The 16857-nt window shown below is 46.6% G+C and carries 13 protein-coding genes and 1 other RNA gene; all 14 read left to right on the top strand.

Features of this window, described 5'->3' with window-relative positions; translation table 11 throughout:
- Nucleotides 1-51 precede the first annotated feature (51 nt).
- The 14 genes from AAAT93_RS01215 to AAAT93_RS01280 all read left to right on the top strand — a co-directional run bounded on the left by AAAT93_RS01215 (nt 52) and on the right by AAAT93_RS01280 (nt 16821).
- Nucleotides 52-720 (top strand): response regulator transcription factor, encoded by a 669-nt coding sequence (locus tag AAAT93_RS01215; protein WP_227573352.1) that lies wholly within the window; start codon nt 52-54, stop codon nt 718-720.
- On the top strand, nt 717-1730 hold the full coding sequence (locus AAAT93_RS01220) for a sensor histidine kinase (protein ID WP_227573326.1): 1014 nt from the start codon (nt 717-719) through the stop codon (nt 1728-1730). The genes AAAT93_RS01215 and AAAT93_RS01220 overlap by 4 nt, the downstream gene beginning before the upstream one ends.
- 165 nt (nt 1731-1895) lie before the next feature.
- Complete coding sequence (locus AAAT93_RS01225) at nt 1896-3401, top strand: MBOAT family O-acyltransferase (protein WP_349095448.1); 1506 nt, start codon at nt 1896-1898, stop codon at nt 3399-3401.
- Nucleotides 3388-4419, top strand: a complete 1032-nt coding sequence (locus AAAT93_RS01230; protein WP_227573327.1) for an SGNH/GDSL hydrolase family protein — start codon at nt 3388-3390, stop codon at nt 4417-4419. The genes AAAT93_RS01225 and AAAT93_RS01230 overlap by 14 nt, the downstream gene beginning before the upstream one ends.
- 105 nt (nt 4420-4524) lie before the next feature.
- The gene (locus tag AAAT93_RS01235) at nt 4525-6069 is read left to right on the top strand and encodes an amino acid adenylation domain-containing protein (RefSeq protein ID WP_227573328.1); all 1545 of its coding nucleotides are present in this window, start codon (nt 4525-4527) and stop codon (nt 6067-6069) included.
- Complete coding sequence (locus tag AAAT93_RS01240) at nt 6066-7256, top strand: diaminopimelate decarboxylase family protein (protein WP_117780791.1); 1191 nt, start codon at nt 6066-6068, stop codon at nt 7254-7256. Before AAAT93_RS01235 ends, AAAT93_RS01240 begins: the two co-directional genes overlap by 4 nt.
- A 79-nt stretch (nt 7257-7335) precedes the next feature.
- Nucleotides 7336-7563: an acyl carrier protein gene (locus tag AAAT93_RS01245; protein WP_021985718.1), complete on the top strand. Its 228-nt coding sequence runs from the start codon at nt 7336-7338 to the stop codon at nt 7561-7563.
- Nucleotides 7564-7583: 20 nt separating this feature from the next.
- Nucleotides 7584-9077: an MBOAT family O-acyltransferase gene (locus AAAT93_RS01250; RefSeq protein WP_227573329.1), complete on the top strand. Its 1494-nt coding sequence runs from the start codon at nt 7584-7586 to the stop codon at nt 9075-9077.
- Nucleotides 9078-9187: 110 nt separating this feature from the next.
- Nucleotides 9188-10168, top strand: coding sequence for a hypothetical protein (locus tag AAAT93_RS01255; RefSeq protein ID WP_227573330.1), 981 nt, complete (start codon nt 9188-9190; stop codon nt 10166-10168).
- A 301-nt stretch (nt 10169-10469) separates the two neighbouring features.
- Entirely contained in the window at nt 10470-11237 is a 768-nt protein-coding gene (locus AAAT93_RS01260) for an ABC transporter ATP-binding protein (RefSeq protein ID WP_118734825.1), read from the top strand.
- The gene (locus AAAT93_RS01265) at nt 11224-13287 is read left to right on the top strand and encodes an FtsX-like permease family protein (protein ID WP_227573331.1); all 2064 of its coding nucleotides are present in this window, start codon (nt 11224-11226) and stop codon (nt 13285-13287) included. Before AAAT93_RS01260 ends, AAAT93_RS01265 begins: the two co-directional genes overlap by 14 nt.
- A 54-nt stretch (nt 13288-13341) precedes the next feature.
- Nucleotides 13342-13522, top strand: a non-coding RNA gene (ssrS, locus tag AAAT93_RS01270) — 6S RNA.
- A gap of 17 nt (nt 13523-13539) precedes the next feature.
- Entirely contained in the window at nt 13540-15897 is a 2358-nt protein-coding gene (locus AAAT93_RS01275) for a SpoIID/LytB domain-containing protein (protein WP_196021136.1), read from the top strand.
- Nucleotides 15898-15912: 15 nt separating this feature from the next.
- Nucleotides 15913-16821, top strand: a complete 909-nt coding sequence (locus AAAT93_RS01280; protein ID WP_021985712.1) for a YihY/virulence factor BrkB family protein — start codon at nt 15913-15915, stop codon at nt 16819-16821.
- Nucleotides 16822-16857: the final 36 nt, after the last annotated feature.

Raw genomic sequence — 16857 nt, forward strand, 5'->3', positions numbered from 1 at the left:
GGGATCAGGTAAGTTGGCAGATGTATGAAACCACCGAACGAGGAGTATGAGATGAAACGGATTTTAATTGTGGAAGATGATATGGCGCTGGCGCAGGAATTGCAGTATCTGCTGATTTCGAATCAGTATGATGCGCAGTGCGTCGAAGAATTCACCGATGTAGCTGGACAGATTCTTGCTTCGCAGGCAGATATGGTTTTGCTGGATATTAACCTTCCAGAAGTAGATGGACAGAGTGTGTTGCGGGAACTGCGCAAGACATCGGATATTCCGGTCATTATGGTGACAAGCAAAAACACAGAGATGGACGAAGTGATCTCGATGAGCTTCGGTGCGGATGATTTTATTGCGAAGCCATACAATCCTTCCATTTTGCTGCTACATATCGAGGCAGTATTCAAGCGGCTTGGAAAGATGGATGCGGACAAAGGACTTACCTATAAGAACATGACACTCGATACGTCACGTGGAGTTCTGACGGTCGGGGATAACAGCGTGGAGCTTACGAAAAATGAAGCGGGTATTTTATCCTATTTGCTGAAGCATCAGAATACGATCGTGACGCGTGATGAACTGATCAGTTATCTGTGGGATTCGGAGGCATTTGTCGATGATAACACGCTGACGGTCAATATGAACCGTGTCAGAAAGAAGCTTGCTGATCTCGGCGTGGAGGATATAATCCGGACAAAACGAGGACAGGGGTACATTCTGGCATGACAGTTCGAAGTTATCTAAAAGACAGAATTAGCTTTGTTGCAGCGACAGTGTTTATCATGGTCGTATTAAGGCTGTTAGGATTTGCCTGCAAGGCGCGGATGGATTTCATCTGGGTGATGGAGGGCATCATTTTTGTGACGGCATTGTGCGTGTGTCTGGCGGACTATCGCAAGCGCAGGCATTTTTATCGGGAATTGCTGGGAATCTTAGAAGGGCTTGACCAGAAATACCTGATCACGGAGATGACGGTACAGCCGGATTTCGAGGAAGGTAAGATCTGGATGGATGTTCTGTATGACACCGGGAAATCCATGCGGGACAAGCTGAACGAAACAGAAGATTCGCTGCGGGATTTTAAGGAATATCTGGAGCTTTGGATTCACGAGATCAAGATTCCAATTGCCGCTTTAAACCTGATGAATTATAACGGCAGTCAGGATTTGAAGAAGCAGAAGGCACAGCTTGCACGGATTAACAGCTTTGTGGAGCAGATTTTATTTTATGCGCGTGCAGATGCGGCAGAAAAGGATTATCTGCTTACCGCGTGTGATCTGGATGTGACGATCAATAAAGTACTGCAGCAGCAGAAGGATCTGCTGATTGGAAATAAAATACGAATCGAGAAAAACGATACAGCCCATTCGGTTGTCACGGATTCCAAATGGCTCACATTTATGCTTGGGCAGATCGTGAACAACAGTATCAAATACCGGGATGCTGCAAAACAGCCGCGTATTTCTTTTGCAGTAGAGGAGATGGCAGATAAGACTGTTCTAAAGATCCGCGATAATGGTATCGGGATTCCGGAACAGGATATCGACCGGGTATTTGACAAGACCTTTACTGGGGAGAATGGACGCAAAGGAAATGCTTCTACTGGAATGGGTTTGTATATATGTAAACAGCTTTGTAATAAGCTCGGACATGCGATTACGATTGCGTCCGTGTACGGGGAATACACCGAGGTGGAGATCGCCTTCGGCAAAGAGACTTTCTTGACGAAAGAGTAGTCTATAACCTTACAAAAATGTAAGGTTGTTGTCATGAACTACGATGGATAGAAAGCATGAGAGAATGTATGATGCAGGCAGGATAGATGCCTGAGATGCTAATTTAGAAGAAAGGCACAGTCTGGTACTGTGGCGAGGATTTGGAACATGGCTTATCATGAATCCATGTATTTTTTAGTATTTTTACCGGTGGTTCTCATCGGATATCAGCTTGCACCAAAGCGGGTGCGCTTTGGTGTACTGCTCTTTTTTAGTTATTGTTTCTATTTTTTATTCAGCCACAGATTAATTGTATATTTGCTTGGCGCAACTACAATCACCTATCTGACAGGACGGCTGGTTGCGACTGGTGAGAAAAAACGCAGAAAAACGATTCTGATCGTGGGTGTCTGGCTGTTACTTGGCATGCTGCTTGTGATGAAGTACAGCGGATTTTTCGCAGAGAATGTGAATGCGCTTTTCGGAACGATAAACCTTGGACTCCGGCTTCCGGTGCGGCGGTTCCTGCTGCCGCTTGGTATTTCCTTTTACACACTTTCTGCGATTGGCTACATGGCGGATGTGTATTGGAAGAAGATTGAACCGGAGAAAAACATTGCGAAGCTTGCCCTCTTTTTAAGCTTCTTTCCAATCATCATGGAAGGTCCAATCTGTATGTACAGTGATACCGCAGAGACGCTTGCAAAAGGTGAAGACATTCGAAGCGAGAACCTCATCCGTGGCTATATGCGGATTGGCTGGGGATTGTTGAAGAAGGTTGTAATCGCTGACCGCCTGTATGTCGTTGTGCAGACGCTGTTTGATGGGTATGCGTCCTACCACGGCGTGATGATCGTCGTTGCGGCAGTGTCCTATACAGTGCAGCTTTATATGGAATTTTCTGGCTGCATGGATATCGTGATCGGAAGTGCGGAATGTTTTGGCGTGACGCTGCCGGAGAATTTCGCGCAGCCGTTCGTATCGAAGAATGCATCTGAGTTTTGGCGCAGATGGCATATCTCACTTGGCAGATGGTTCAAGACATATATTTTCTACCCGGTTTCCATGTCGAAGCTTACCAGAAAATGGAACCGGTTTGCGAAGAAACATACAAGCAAATACATAAAGCTGATGGTTGCATCGGCAATCGCATTATTCCCGGTGTGGGTGTGCAACGGACTGTGGCATGGTGCGAACTGGAGCTACCTGTTCTACGGCATGTATTACTTCGTCGTAATTATGATTGAGCTGATGTTGGAACCCGCGGTGAAGAAGCTTTGCGCGGCATGGAAAATCGCAGAAGACGCGGCATGGTGGAATGTCCTTCGGATCTTGAAAACATGGGTAATTATTTTTACCGGAGAACTGTTTTTCCGGGCGGATACACTTGGCATTGGCATGCACATGTTCCGGTCGCTGTTCCATGATTTTTCGATACAGAAGCTTTGGGATGGTACGTTGCTTACACTTGGACTTGGCAGAGTGGAGATCGGAATTATTTTAGTCTCTCTGTTGATTGTCGGCGTAGTAAATCATTTCCGTGAGCAGCAGATTGATGTGCGCGGTGTGATCTTACAGAAGCGGTTGCCAGTGCGCTGGCTCGTGTATCTTGCGCTCATCTTTGTCGTACTTATATTCGGTGCGTATGGACCGGGATATCAGGAGGTGGATCTGATCTATGCAGGCTTCTAAAGATATGGATATACAAAAGAAAGATATTTCGGGAAATACGGATTCTGGAAGAAAAAAATCCGGGACACATAAGATATGGCTTCGGGCAGCCGCATTTGCAATGGTGGTTTTGCTGCTTCTTGTAGCAGCCGGGAAGATATGTGATCCGATCCGGCTTGGCTTGCAGGATTCGGTTTCCGAGCGGGAACGGTACCTGCTGCATCTGCTGTCCGAACCGGAGGATATGGTTGATGTGGCAATCCTTGGCGACAGCGAGAGCTATACGGTATTGTCCACCTATCAGTTATGGAAGGACGCGGGGATTGCATCATATATCGGTGGACAGTCCGGACAATGGATCGGGGAAAGTTATTTCTCGCTTAAGAAGATTCTGAAACGGCAATCTCCGAAGGTGGTAATCTTAGAGACGAATGAGTTTTTCTCCAGAGGAGATGCAAGTGTGGTACGGGATGCGGCAAAATCCGCGCAGGAGCTTGCACGGCAGATGTTCCCAGTCTTCAAATACCACCGGTTCTGGAAGATGGAACCTGCCGATCCGAAATTGCAGACGACGATTTTCAATGGATTTGAATTGCGTGCGGCAGTGACGCCGTATACGGGTGGTGGCTACATGCATGCAACCGACGATAGAACACCGGTGACTTTTATCACAAGGTATTATCTGGATAAGATCAAGCGTTTGTGTGATGCACATGGAACGAAGCTGTTGTTTGTGACAGCCCCTTCCCCGGTCAATCATACGATGCAGCGGCACAATGAGGTGCAGGCACTTGCAGATGCGCTTGCAGTTCCATACCTCGATCTGAATCTAAATACCGAGGAGCTTGGAATCGACTGGAATCTGGATACCCTCGATGGTGGCGATCATTTAAACTATACCGGTTGTCAGAAAGCTACGGCATATCTGCAGCGGTATATGCAGACGCATTATACGTTGCCGGATCGCCGGGATGATGTACGGTACGAGGCGTGGAACAAGCAGGCGGAAGAATTTGAAAAACTGCTTCCACAACCTTAAAGAAATCTTAAACGATTGCTTGGTTTTATCTTAATATTTAAGTTGCTATACTATGTAACAGAACAAAGAAATGCGGCGGATGAACCTGCACGCATGGAGGACATTATGAAAAATGTATTAGAATATCTGGAACAAAGTGCAAAGATGTATCCGGACAAAATTGCAGTGAAGGATACGGCATGTTCCTATACATATGAACAATTACAGAACAAAGCGAAATGCATTGGTGCCTGTCTGGCAAAGCAGACAACACCGCGCCATCCGGTCTGCGTATTTGCCGATAAGAGTGCGGATACACTGGCAGTCTTTTTTGGAATCGTCTATGCGGGCTGCTTCTACACACTGGTTGATCCTTCGTTTCCGGAGGCACGCATCCAGTCGATGCTCTCGGTGTTACAGCCGGATGTGATCGTGGATGGAAGTGATGCGTCGGAGAAGCTTACCGCGTGTGGCTACACAGAAAATGTGGTTCGGATGGAAACGCTGACACAGGGGATGGATAGTGAATGTATAGGTTCCGATGAAAATCAGTTACAACAGATCCGGGAATCTATGATTGACACCGATCCACTCTACTGTAATTTTACTTCCGGCTCGACCGGAACCCCGAAGGGGGTGCTTGTGGCACATCGGTCGGTGCTTGAATTTATCGATCAGTTTACAGAGATCTTTGATATCACGGAAGCTGATGTGATCGGCAATCAGGCGCCGTTTGATTTCGATGTATCAGTGAAGGATATTTACAGTGCGATGAAGATGGGCGCAACCTTAGTTGTGATTCCGAAAGCGTATTTCATGTTCCCAAACTCCGTTGTGGACATGCTCGATGAGAACCATGTCACGACGCTGATCTGGGCGGTGTCGGCACTCTGCCTGTTGAACCGGCTGCATGGACTGAAACATAAGGTACCAGCAGATATCAACAAGATTTTGTTCAGCGGCGAGGCAATGCCGATCCGGCAGCTTCATGCATGGCAGAGCTACTACCCGGATGCGATGTTTGTGAATCTCTACGGACCGACGGAGATCACCTGCAACTGTACCTATCACATTTTAGACCGGGCATACAGCGAGGACGAAAAACTTCCGATTGGAATTCCATTTCCAAATGAACGTGTATTCCTGCTCGATGAGGAAAATCGTCTGATCGAACCGGAAAGTGCTGGCAAGACCGGAGAGCTTTGTGTGGCAGGTACGACGCTTGCCCTTGGATATTACAGAAATGCAGCGGCAACGGCGAAGGCATTTGTGGCAAATCCGTTACAGACCGATTACCCGGAGACAATCTATCGGACGGGAGATCTGGCAAGCTACGGCGAAGATGGGCTGCTTTATTTCGCGGGACGGAAAGATTTTCAGATCAAGCATATGGGACACCGCATCGAGTTAGAAGAGATTGAACATGCACTGGCGGCAATCCCGGAGATCGAAGGTGCCGCGTGCTTTTATGACCACGAGAAGAACAAAGTCGTTGCCTGCTATATCGGAATTGACGATAAGAAATATCTGATTACTGCGATGAAGAAAAAGGTGCCGGATTACATGGTGCCAAATGTATTTTGCAAGGTGGACATGCTGCCACTCAACAAAAATGGCAAGACGGACAAGAAGCTTTTGGAGGCGCAGTACAGGGAAGGAGCGTTTGCATGAATACAGAGGCGTTAAGAACGGTTGCGGCGACATATGGAACGCCGACCTACATCTTCGATGTGCGGGAAGTGGAAGCGCGAATACGGTTGCTTCGCAGCTTGCTGCCGGAGGACACCGGACTTTGCTTTGCCGTAAAAGCAAATCCATTTCTGATCCCATATGTGGCAGATCTGGTTGATCGGCTGGAGGTCTGCTCGCCGGGCGAATATGAGATCTGCATACAGGAACAGATTGCACCGGAGAAGATCGTGGTATCCGGGGTAAACAAGACTTACGAATCCATGAAACGCATCCTGTCTTACAGCAAGGGTGCTGGGATCTATACGATCGAATCGGAAGAGCATGCGAAGATCCTGCGGACACTTGCAGAGAAAAATCAGATGCCGCTTTCGGTACTGATCCGGCTTTCGAGTGGCAATCAATTCGGCGTTGATGCGGAGACGTTCCTCCGGCTGGCAAAGGAGATACAGGAAAGCCCGTATCTGACACTGGCGGGCGTCCATTATTATGCAGGGACACAGAAGCGGCAGAGCAAGCTGGAGAAGGAACTTGATACCTTAACCGCATTTGCAAAGACGTTTGAAGAAGAGACCGGAACCGTGCTGAATGAGCTTGAATATGGAGCAGGCATGAAGGTGTCTTATTTCATAAATGACAGCGAGAAGGATCAGAGGGAAAGCGAGCCGGAACCGCAGATACAGGCACTTGCCGAAAAGCTTCGGACATGTGCCTACGGCAAAAAGACGATCGAGCTTGGGCGGTTCCTCGTCTCCATGAGCGGCTATTACCTGACGCGTGTGATGGATGTCAAGCGGACGGCACAGCCGGGATTCCTGATCTTAGATGGCGGAATCCACCAGATCAACTACTATGGCTGGATGATGGGAATGAAGCAGCCGGAGATCGAAGTCTTGGCAGAAAAAGACGGTGACGAGGAACTGTTTCATTTGTGCGGATCGCTCTGTACAGTCAATGATGTGCTGGCGCGGGATGTTGCCCTGCATGATCCGCAAAAAGGCGATGTGATCTGTTTCAAACGATGTGGCGCATATGCAGCGACCGAGGGCATGGCGATGTTTCTAAGCCGGGAGCTTCCGCAGGTTCTGATCTGCAAGACAGACGGGAAGATCGAGAAGCTGCGCGACCAGATGGAGACGTATCTGTTTCATGTGTCTGCAACAACATAATACAAAACACATGTGGAATCATTGGTAACAATACATGAGAATTCATGGATTTATAATAAAGATTAGGAGGATTTGTAACATGGAAGAATTATTGGAGATTTTGGAAGGAATTGCACCGGGTGAGGATTTTGAGAACTGCACAACGTTGATTGACGATCATATCTTAGATTCCTTTGCGATTTTATCACTTGTATCAGAAATCGAGGATACCTTTGATGTAGAGGTATCACCGGCAGAGCTGATCCCTGCGAACTTCAATTCAGCAAAGAGCTTGTGGGAGATGATTTGCAGACTCAAGGAAGACTAGTGTAGGAAAGGATGAATCATATGGCTTACCATCTGCTTACATACAGTTTAATATTTTTGCCAGTCGTGATCGCATTGTACCAGTTATGTCCGGCACGGTTCCGGTTTGTGGTACTGCTTGCAGCCGATTATACATTTTTCTGTATGATAAGCGGTAAGCTTCTTGTCTGGCTGCTTCTGGCGACGCTTGTGACATATGGAGCCGGCAGATGGCTGGCGGCGATTCCGGTCCGGCACAGTGATCTTCACGGAAAAGCACTGACGCGGAAAAAGCGTGGTGTGCTGGCACTTGGAATTGTTTTGATCTTAGGGGCGCTTGTGACACTCAAATACCTCCGCGTATTTGGGGTGACACTTGCAGCACCAATCGGTATTTCCTATTATAGCCTGCAGGCAATTTCCTATATGACGGACGTCTATCGTGGCACACAGGAGTCCTGTAAGAATCCAATCAAGGTGGCACTTTATTTGAGCTTCTTCCCGCAGATCATGGAAGGTCCGATCAGCCGGTTTTCCGAGACAGCAGATGCTCTGTATGGTGGGAACAGTATTCAGTTTGAGAATCTGGTCTTTGGTTACCAGCGTATCATCTGGGGGCTGTTCAAGAAGATGGTGATTGCAGACCGGCTGGCACCGCTTGTATCAAAGGTGTTCAGCAGCTACAACAATTTCGATGGTGCGGCAATCCTCGTCGGGGTGCTGGCATACACGATGCAGCTATATATGGAGTTTTCCGGATGTATGGATATCATCATGGGAAGTGGCGAGATCTTCGGTGTACCATTGCCTGAGAATTTCCGTCAGCCGTTCTTCGCGAAGAATGCGGGGGACTTCTGGCGCAGATGGCATATTACGCTTGGTGCATGGCTGAAGGATTATGTATTCTATCCGATCTCACTTGCCAAGCCAGTGAAGAATCTGGCGAAGAAGATCAAGAAGAAAGCTGGATTTTCGGTCAGCAAATTCGTAGCACCGACGATTGCGTTATTCTTTGTCTGGTTGTCAAACGGCATCTGGCATGGACCACATATGAATTATATCTTTTATGGCATGTATTATTTTATGCTCATTGTGATCGAGAATCTGACCGAGGAACCATGCAGGAAGCTGGTGGAGCGATTCAAGCTTGATACAGAATGCATCGGATTTCGGATCTTCCAGTTCCTGAAACTGTTTGTGATCGTGAATATTGGCGAGATGTTCTTCCGTGCTGACACGGTTGCAACTGGATTTCGGATGCTGCGCGGAATCGTGACAGACTTCCATATCACAGCACTTGCGGAGACGAATTTCGGTGTGGATGTGCCGGATCTCATTCTGGCAGTTGTCAGTATCCTGCTCGTATTTGTGGTGGACATCATCCATGAAAAGGGCATTTCAATTCGAAGAAAGGTAGCGGATTGCAAGCTGCCAGTCCGTTGGAGCTTCTGGTATGCAGTTGTACTTCTGGTTGTTGTATTTGGTGCCTATGGCAGTGGATACACGATCGTGGATATGATCTACGCGGCGTACTGATAGAGGGATGAATAATTACGTGGAAGATGACATTCGATGTTTGGTAATTTGAAATATTATGGATTGCATGGATAGCGTAATTGTATGTGATTTACGAAAGAGGAATGTTTATGAAAAAAGAAAGTGGAAAATGGAAAACAACTCTCAAGATGGCAGCGGGCAGCGTCGGGTTTCTAGCGGGACTTTGTGTGGTGCTGATTCTGGCAGGACGATTCCTGTGTCGGAAGAGTAACGCTGACATCTATGATACAACAGCCGTGCGCACGAAAGATGCGGAAGTGAAAAATGAAGTGAAGGATACGATTGACGTAGTGTTCTTAGGTGATAGTGAATGTTATTCGAGCTTCAATCCTCTGCAGATGTTCGCAGAGCATGGCTACACCTCATTTATCTGCGGGACATCGGCACAGCGTATGTGCGACTCGTATGCGATTTTACAGGCGGCATTTGAGACGCAGACGCCGGAGGTCGTTGTGTTGGAGACGAACTGTCTGTTCCGAAGCGTGAAATCTAAGGGTGATTCGAAAGATTATGTCTTAGACCGTCTGTCCGATCATGTGGAGATTTTTAAGAATCATTCCCGCTGGAAGGATGCGTTCGTAAGTACAAATTCCTTAACGAAGAAAAAAAATGAGAAGAACCGTGGGTTTATCAAGCGAAGCACGGTCAAGCCGTATGAGGGTGGAGCCTATATGCATGCGAGCGAGGAACGTAAATCTATGGATGCGGACGCAGAGAAATATCTGCTTTTGATGAAGGAATATTGCGAGAGTCATGGTGCAAAGCTTGTCTTAGTCAGTTCCCCTTCCCCGAAGAACTGGACGTATGCCAAGCACAACAGTGTGTCCGACTGGGCGCAGGAAAACGCGGTTACTTATGAAGATCTGAATTTGAATGATGCGCTTGGCATCGACTGGACGTCCGATACGAAGGATGGAGGCGACCATCTGAACTTTGACGGCGCGAAGAAAGTAAGCAATTACATTGGCGCGTGGTTGAGCGAGAACTATACACTGCCGGATAAGCGGAAGAATCCAGATTACAAACACTGGAACGAAGACAGTGTGGAGTATGCAGCAGCAAAGAACTAGCTTGCTGAAACATATTATTTTGGAGGCAGGGATGCCTCCTTTTTTCTTGCTTGGAGCAAAACATGAAATATCGGAAAATCCCCCAATCAGCTCCAATCAATCTTCCAAAAGGAAACTCTTGCATAGGAATTTGCAGGAAATCAATATATAATACAACCATTATATTACAAAATCGTAAGAAACCTGTAATCAAGACCGATGGATGGCGGCTGGAAAACCATATATACTGAATACAGTTAAAAGCGGCAGAAACCCCAGAATTCCTGCCTGCAGAATGTTAGCAAACGAAGGGAGACTATCTATGAATGAGATATTAAAGCTTGACAATGTAGAAAAATACTATGGCAACAAAGCGAATCTGACAAAGGCGGTAGATAAGATTTCTTTCTCTGTAGAGAAAGGCGAGTTTGTCGGAATTATGGGAGCCAGCGGCTCCGGCAAGACAACACTCTTAAACTGTATATCCACGATTGACCGTGTGACGGCCGGACATATCTATGTCGGAGAGAAAGATATCACGACGATCCGGGGGAATGAATTAAATAAGTTCCGTCGGGAAGAACTGGGATTTATCTTCCAGGATTTTAATCTGCTGGATACGCTGACCGGATATGAGAATATTGCACTGGCGCTCTCCATCCAGAACGTAAAACCGAAGGAGATTGACAGCCGGATCCAAGAGGTTGCGAAGCGGCTTGGCATCGAGGAAGTTCTGAACAAATACAGCTATCAGATGAGTGGTGGACAGAAGCAGCGCGTGGCGGCAGCCAGAGCCCTGATCACGAATCCGAAGCTGATCTTAGCCGATGAGCCAACCGGTGCTCTTGATTCCAAATCCTCCCGCTATCTGTTGGAGAGTATGAAGGAGATGAATGAAGGGCTTGCCGCAACGATCCTGATGGTTACACACGATGCATTTACAGCAAGCTATGCATCGCGCGTAATCTTCATCAAGGATGGCAAGATCTTCAATGAGATCCGCAGAGGGGATGATACCCGGAAACAGTTTTTTAACCGCATTATTGAGGTTGTGACAGTGTTAGGGGGTAGTTTGAATGATGCTCTTTAAATTATCCGCCCGGAATATCCGGAAAAGTATGCAGAATTATCTGATTTATTTTGCAACGTTGATCTTAGGAGTGGCAATCTTCTATGTATTTAATGCACTTGGAAGTCAGACGGTTATGCTGAAGGTATCGTCAAATACGGAAGAAATCATCGGGCTTATGAACGAGGCAATGTCTGTTGTCAGTGTGTTCGTGTCGGTTGTGCTCGGTTTCCTTGTTGTGTACGCAAGTACCTTCCTGATGAAGCGAAGGAAGAAGGAGTTTGGTATCTACTTAACGCTCGGTATGGGAAAAACACAGGTGGCAAAGATTCTGGTGATCGAGACACTGCTGATCGGCGTGATCTCTCTGGTAATCGGGTTACTGCTCGGTATCGGTATCTCACAGGGGATGAGTGTCGTGACAGCGAACCTCTTCGAAGCGGATATGACGAACTTCCAGTTTATGGTCAGCACATCAGCCATCATCAAAACGATTATTTATTTTGCAATCATGTATGTGATCGTCATGGCATTAGATGTAATCATTGTCAGCCGCGCCAAGTTAATAAACCTGCTTTATGCAGGCGCAAAGGCACAGAAAAACCATGCAAAAAACCCGGTTGTCTGTGTGCTTGTATTTATTATAGCGGCTATTCTGCTTGGAACGGCATATTATAAAGTGACAGCCGGTGTCCGTACAATCTCTGACTTTCAGGGACTTGGTATCCAGATCGCGAAAGGTATCATCGGAACCTTCCTTGTATTCTGGTCGGTATCCGGGATGCTGCTTGCAATCGTGAAGCGGTGCAGACGGTTTTATTATAAAGGTATCAACTCGTTCAGTGTGAAGGAACTTGGAAGCCGGATCAACACAACGGTGTTCTCTGGCGGGATTATCTGTCTGCTGCTCTTTTTTACGATCTGTATTCTGTCAAGCGCAATGGCAATCCGCAACTCAATGAACCATGTGTTAGAGACATGTACGCCGGTTGATGTGCAGTTTTCAAAGCTGTATTCCTATGATGCAGCCGAGGACTATGATATGACCGGACACAATGTGGAAGAAAACCTGAAAGCCTGTGATATCGATACATCGAAGCTTACGGATGTGACCGAGATGATTCTCTATGCACCGGAAGATATCAATATCGGAGATTTCTTCGGAAAGGCGTTTGCAGAGAGCGGATCGGAGGATTATTTCAAAGAAGCATCGATGGAGACGATGCATATTGGAGAATACAATGCGTTTGTAAGCTCCTTTGGCGGAACGACAATCGACCTTGCAGAGGATGAATATGTGATACTCTGTAATTACGGGGAGATGGAACCACGATACAACGAAGGACTTGCGGAGGGACAGACGGTTACGATAAAAGGAAAGACCTATCATCCGAAATACAGTACCTGTGTGGATGGAATCGTACACATCAGCAATTCAGAGAGCAATGCAGGCGTGCTGCTTGTCCCGGATTCTGTGGATATGTCTGACTGTGATTTCTGGTATGATATCTATTCCGCAAATTATAATACGACAGACCAGACAGAGGTGGATGCACTTAATGAGTACTATAGTGATGCGAATTTCTACAAACTGCAGGAGGCGAAGACAGAAGCAGTCTTAGGCGAGGATGGTTCCTATTATTCCATGAATTGCGAGACAAGCAAGCGGCTCCGTGATAACAGCGTGGGACTTACTGCGATGATCGTATTTATCGGAATCTACTTAGGTGTTGTATTTCTGATCTCCGGTGCGGCAATTCTGTCACTCAAGGAGCTTTCCGAGGCAGCCGACAGCAAGGAGAAATACAGGATCCTGCGCCGGATCGGAGTGGACGAGAAGAAAATCCGTCATTCCCTCCTGGCACAGTCGGGCGTGTTCTTTGCCATGCCGCTTTTACTTGCAATCGTGCATTCCGTCTTCGGAATGCAGACAGCAATGTTTATTCTGTCTGCATTTGGACGGGGCGGACTGCTTGGTTCTATCCTGCTTGCGGCAGCCGTGATATTGGTAATTTATGGTATTTATTTTATGATCACATATATCTGCAGCCGTAAGATCATCAGCGAATAAATATCTTGAAAAAAAAGAATAAGTAAGCTATAATTAGCACATATTAAAAATATAATATATCTGGAATGTTCGATAACTCCTGTTATTTTTGAACCTACATTTACTTTAAACGGGATTCCTATATCTGTGATATTATGTCAGGCCTCCTCCGAGTGGAAGACAGACGATCACATGCGGTTGCCCACCTAGCGTCAGCTAGGAGTCAAAAGGCAGGAACCGGCATCCCGGATATATTTTTTTGGAGGAAAATACGTGAAAAAGAAGATACTCACGTTTATGCTTTTGCTGGTTATAGCCGGGGTAGTTATGATTGCTGGTCATGAGATCGGGCGGCATATGCACAAAGCGGAACAAAATACAGAAACAACGGAAGCATCCGTGGATTATAGCTTATATTACACATACGAAGATGTGGAAAAGGTCGTCAGTTATCTGGCAGATACAAAGGCAGAATCCGAGGCGTTATCGCGCCTGATTGATCCTCTGAAAAAAAGCGAGGTCATCGATGTGGCATTTGTAAAGTCTGTGGCACAGACGATACAGGTGAAAGCTTCTATTTATGAGGAAGCCCTGAACGGAAAAAAGGATTCTGACTACGTGACGAAAGCGGAATTTGAGGACTTCTATGAGCGGATCGTCGCATCGGCAACCGTCAAAGGACTGCTTCGGAAAGATGTTCTGGTGCTTGCAATTTCCGAGGAGGACAAGACATCCTTTTTCGATGGACAGGACACCTACAATGCAGAATTTGAAATCGACGAAAGCTACGAGGGAAATGTGCTCGATGTCTATATGAAGAATGGAAAGATCTTCAAGATCAACCGTCTTGGAGATACCCAGATCACATTGCAAAATGTATGGGTGGAGTCTGTGACGGATGGAAAATGCACGTTTTTATATGGAAATCTGGAAAAAACCTACCCTGCCCGGACGGAGGAAGGCATCCCGGATGGAGCTGTGACAGTTGCAACAAGTCTGGATGCGGACCGGCAGACGGAAGCCGGCTATGAGACGACGGGCTATGTTGCAAATCTCGTGTTTGACTATGCAGGCATCTGTAAAATCGAACGACCACAGAAGGTGCTGCGCGGCAAAGTCATTTCGACGGGAGATACGGATATTCAGGTGGAAAATATCGGCGGACTCACACTTGCCGATCATTATAAAATGTACAATGTGTATGAGGATGCCGTGGACGAGGAAAGTCTGTCTCTGCTGCTTGGCTACTCGTATGTGGACATGTATCTGCAGGATGGAAAAGTTGGTGCTGTCGTGATTAACCAGGAGTTAAAAAGCGAGGATATCCGCGTGATCATCAGCAACGATGATTACTCTTCGTATGAGATGGAAATGGTGCAGTTTACGGCGACATCTGCGTTCACCGTGGCGTATCCAGATGAGACGGAGAAAACATATGAGGCTGGTGAGACGGTCACGATCACACCGGAAGATTATGCGCCGGACGATACATTGACAGTAACACCGGATACGCACAGTGGACGGATCAAACTGCTTAGCGTGACGCGGGAATGTGGCAATCCGGAATACGATGGAATGATGGAGCTTGATGTACAGGATGGCTATATCTATGTGATCAATGAGCTTTCGTTAGAGCGTTATCTGGCAAATGTCGTGGCAAATGCAATGCCATCGGATTACCCGGATGCAGCTATGCAGGCGATGGCAATCTGTGCCAGAGGAACGGCGTATGCGAAGTTAAAGGATGAAAGTTACGCAGAATATCATGCACATCTTGACGATTCCAGCCTTTGTCAGGTATATAATAATGTGGCAGAGACCGATGCGTCGATCCGTGCGGTGAAGGATACATACGGGCTGGTGCCGACTTACCGGGGAACTTTGATCGTACCGATGACATTTAACACATCTTTCGGAACGACCTGCACGAATGCTGAGATCTGGGGCGGTGATGCGTATAGTTATCTGGAGTCCAATGTGGAGAATCCGGATAAGGACAAGATCGATTTATCGGATGAAGCAGATTTTGAGGCATTTTTGACAGATAGTGATGCGTATACTATTATAGATAAAGATTCGCCGTATTACCGGTGGGATATTACATTTACGCAGGAAGAAATGACAGACGCGATCGAGACGGTTTTGGAAAACCGCAAATCTCTGATGGCAGAGGCGATACTTGTCGAGGATGAAACCGGCGAGTTTGTATCGGCAGACGTGCCGGAGCTTGGAACCGTGACAGAGATCGAAGTTGCGGAGCGCACGGTGAGCGGTGTTGTATCGAAGCTTGTGATTCACGGAAGTGAACATACGATATCCATCAGCGGACAGAGCAATATCCGTGCGATCTTGAATCCAGTCAATCAGGAGATTGTACGGCAGGATGGTTCGACGGTAACCGGCTGGACATCACTTCCAAGCCCATATTATTATGTGGAGAAGACAGACGCGGGATTTGTCGTTCATGGTGGTGGATTCGGACATGGTGCCGGGATGAGTATCTATGGTGCCGGCGTGCTTGGCAGACAGGGAAAAAGCTACAAATATATATTACGGCATTATTTTTCGTATGTTGATTTTACGTCGATCTATACAATGGATGATGGAGAGGAAACAGCAGATTCAGAATAACAAAACGGGGGATGTATGAAAAAGGTCGTTCGGTTTATTATCAAATTTGTGAACAAAGCAACCGCAGACAGCGTGCCGGCGTATGCGGCACAGGTTGCTTTCTTTGTCATGCTTTCTTTTTTTCCGTTTATGATGCTGCTTGTCATGATCGTATCGAAGCTGTCCGTTATGAACACAAATGTACTTGGCTATATTCTGCGTGTCGTACCGAGCGGACTGGAATCTTATGTGGCGTATATTGTGGATGATGTAGTCAATGCAAATGTGCAGTCGTTTACACTCATTACGGTATTTGTCAGCTTGTGGTCTGCAGCAAAGGGCATTCAGGCACTCTCGACCGGGTTAAATAAAATTTATGGTGTGGAACAGAACAAAAATTATTTCCTTGTGCGGCTGATCTGTGCGTTATATACACTGGTGTTTATGGTACTTTGTATCGTCGTGATCGCGATACAGGCATTCGGTTCGCAGATCGCCCATAAGATTATTGACAATTACCCGGCATTTGCAGATGCAACACTTTTGATTTTGAGCTTGAAGAATGTTGTGACATTTCTTGTTATCTTTGTCTTTTTGCTTCTGATTTATTATCAGCTTCCGAACCGGCGCGGACATATGCGGCATGAGTTTACCGGAGCTGTGCTTGCTTCGCTTGCATGGATGCTGATGACGCGGGGATTTTCTGTATATATCAAATATTCGGCGGATAATTCAAAGATGTATGGCAGTATGACATCTGTCGTATTGATTATCATCTGGCTGTATATCGGTATGCAGATTGTTTTGTATGGTGCAGAAATCAATTATTATCTGTCAGATCTGATCTGGAAATACCGGGAAAAATACCACATGAAGAAAAAAGCTAAACGGGAAGAAAAACAAAAAATTAAAAAAAATCAGAAAGAAAAAGCAGAGATATCTTAAGGTCAATCGGTTGACACTCCCCAAGGGATGTGCGAT

The organism is Coprococcus hominis (ex Arizal et al. 2022), assembly GCF_040094675.1.
Taxonomy (GTDB): Bacteria; Bacillota; Clostridia; order Lachnospirales; family Lachnospiraceae; genus Coprococcus_C; species Coprococcus_C hominis.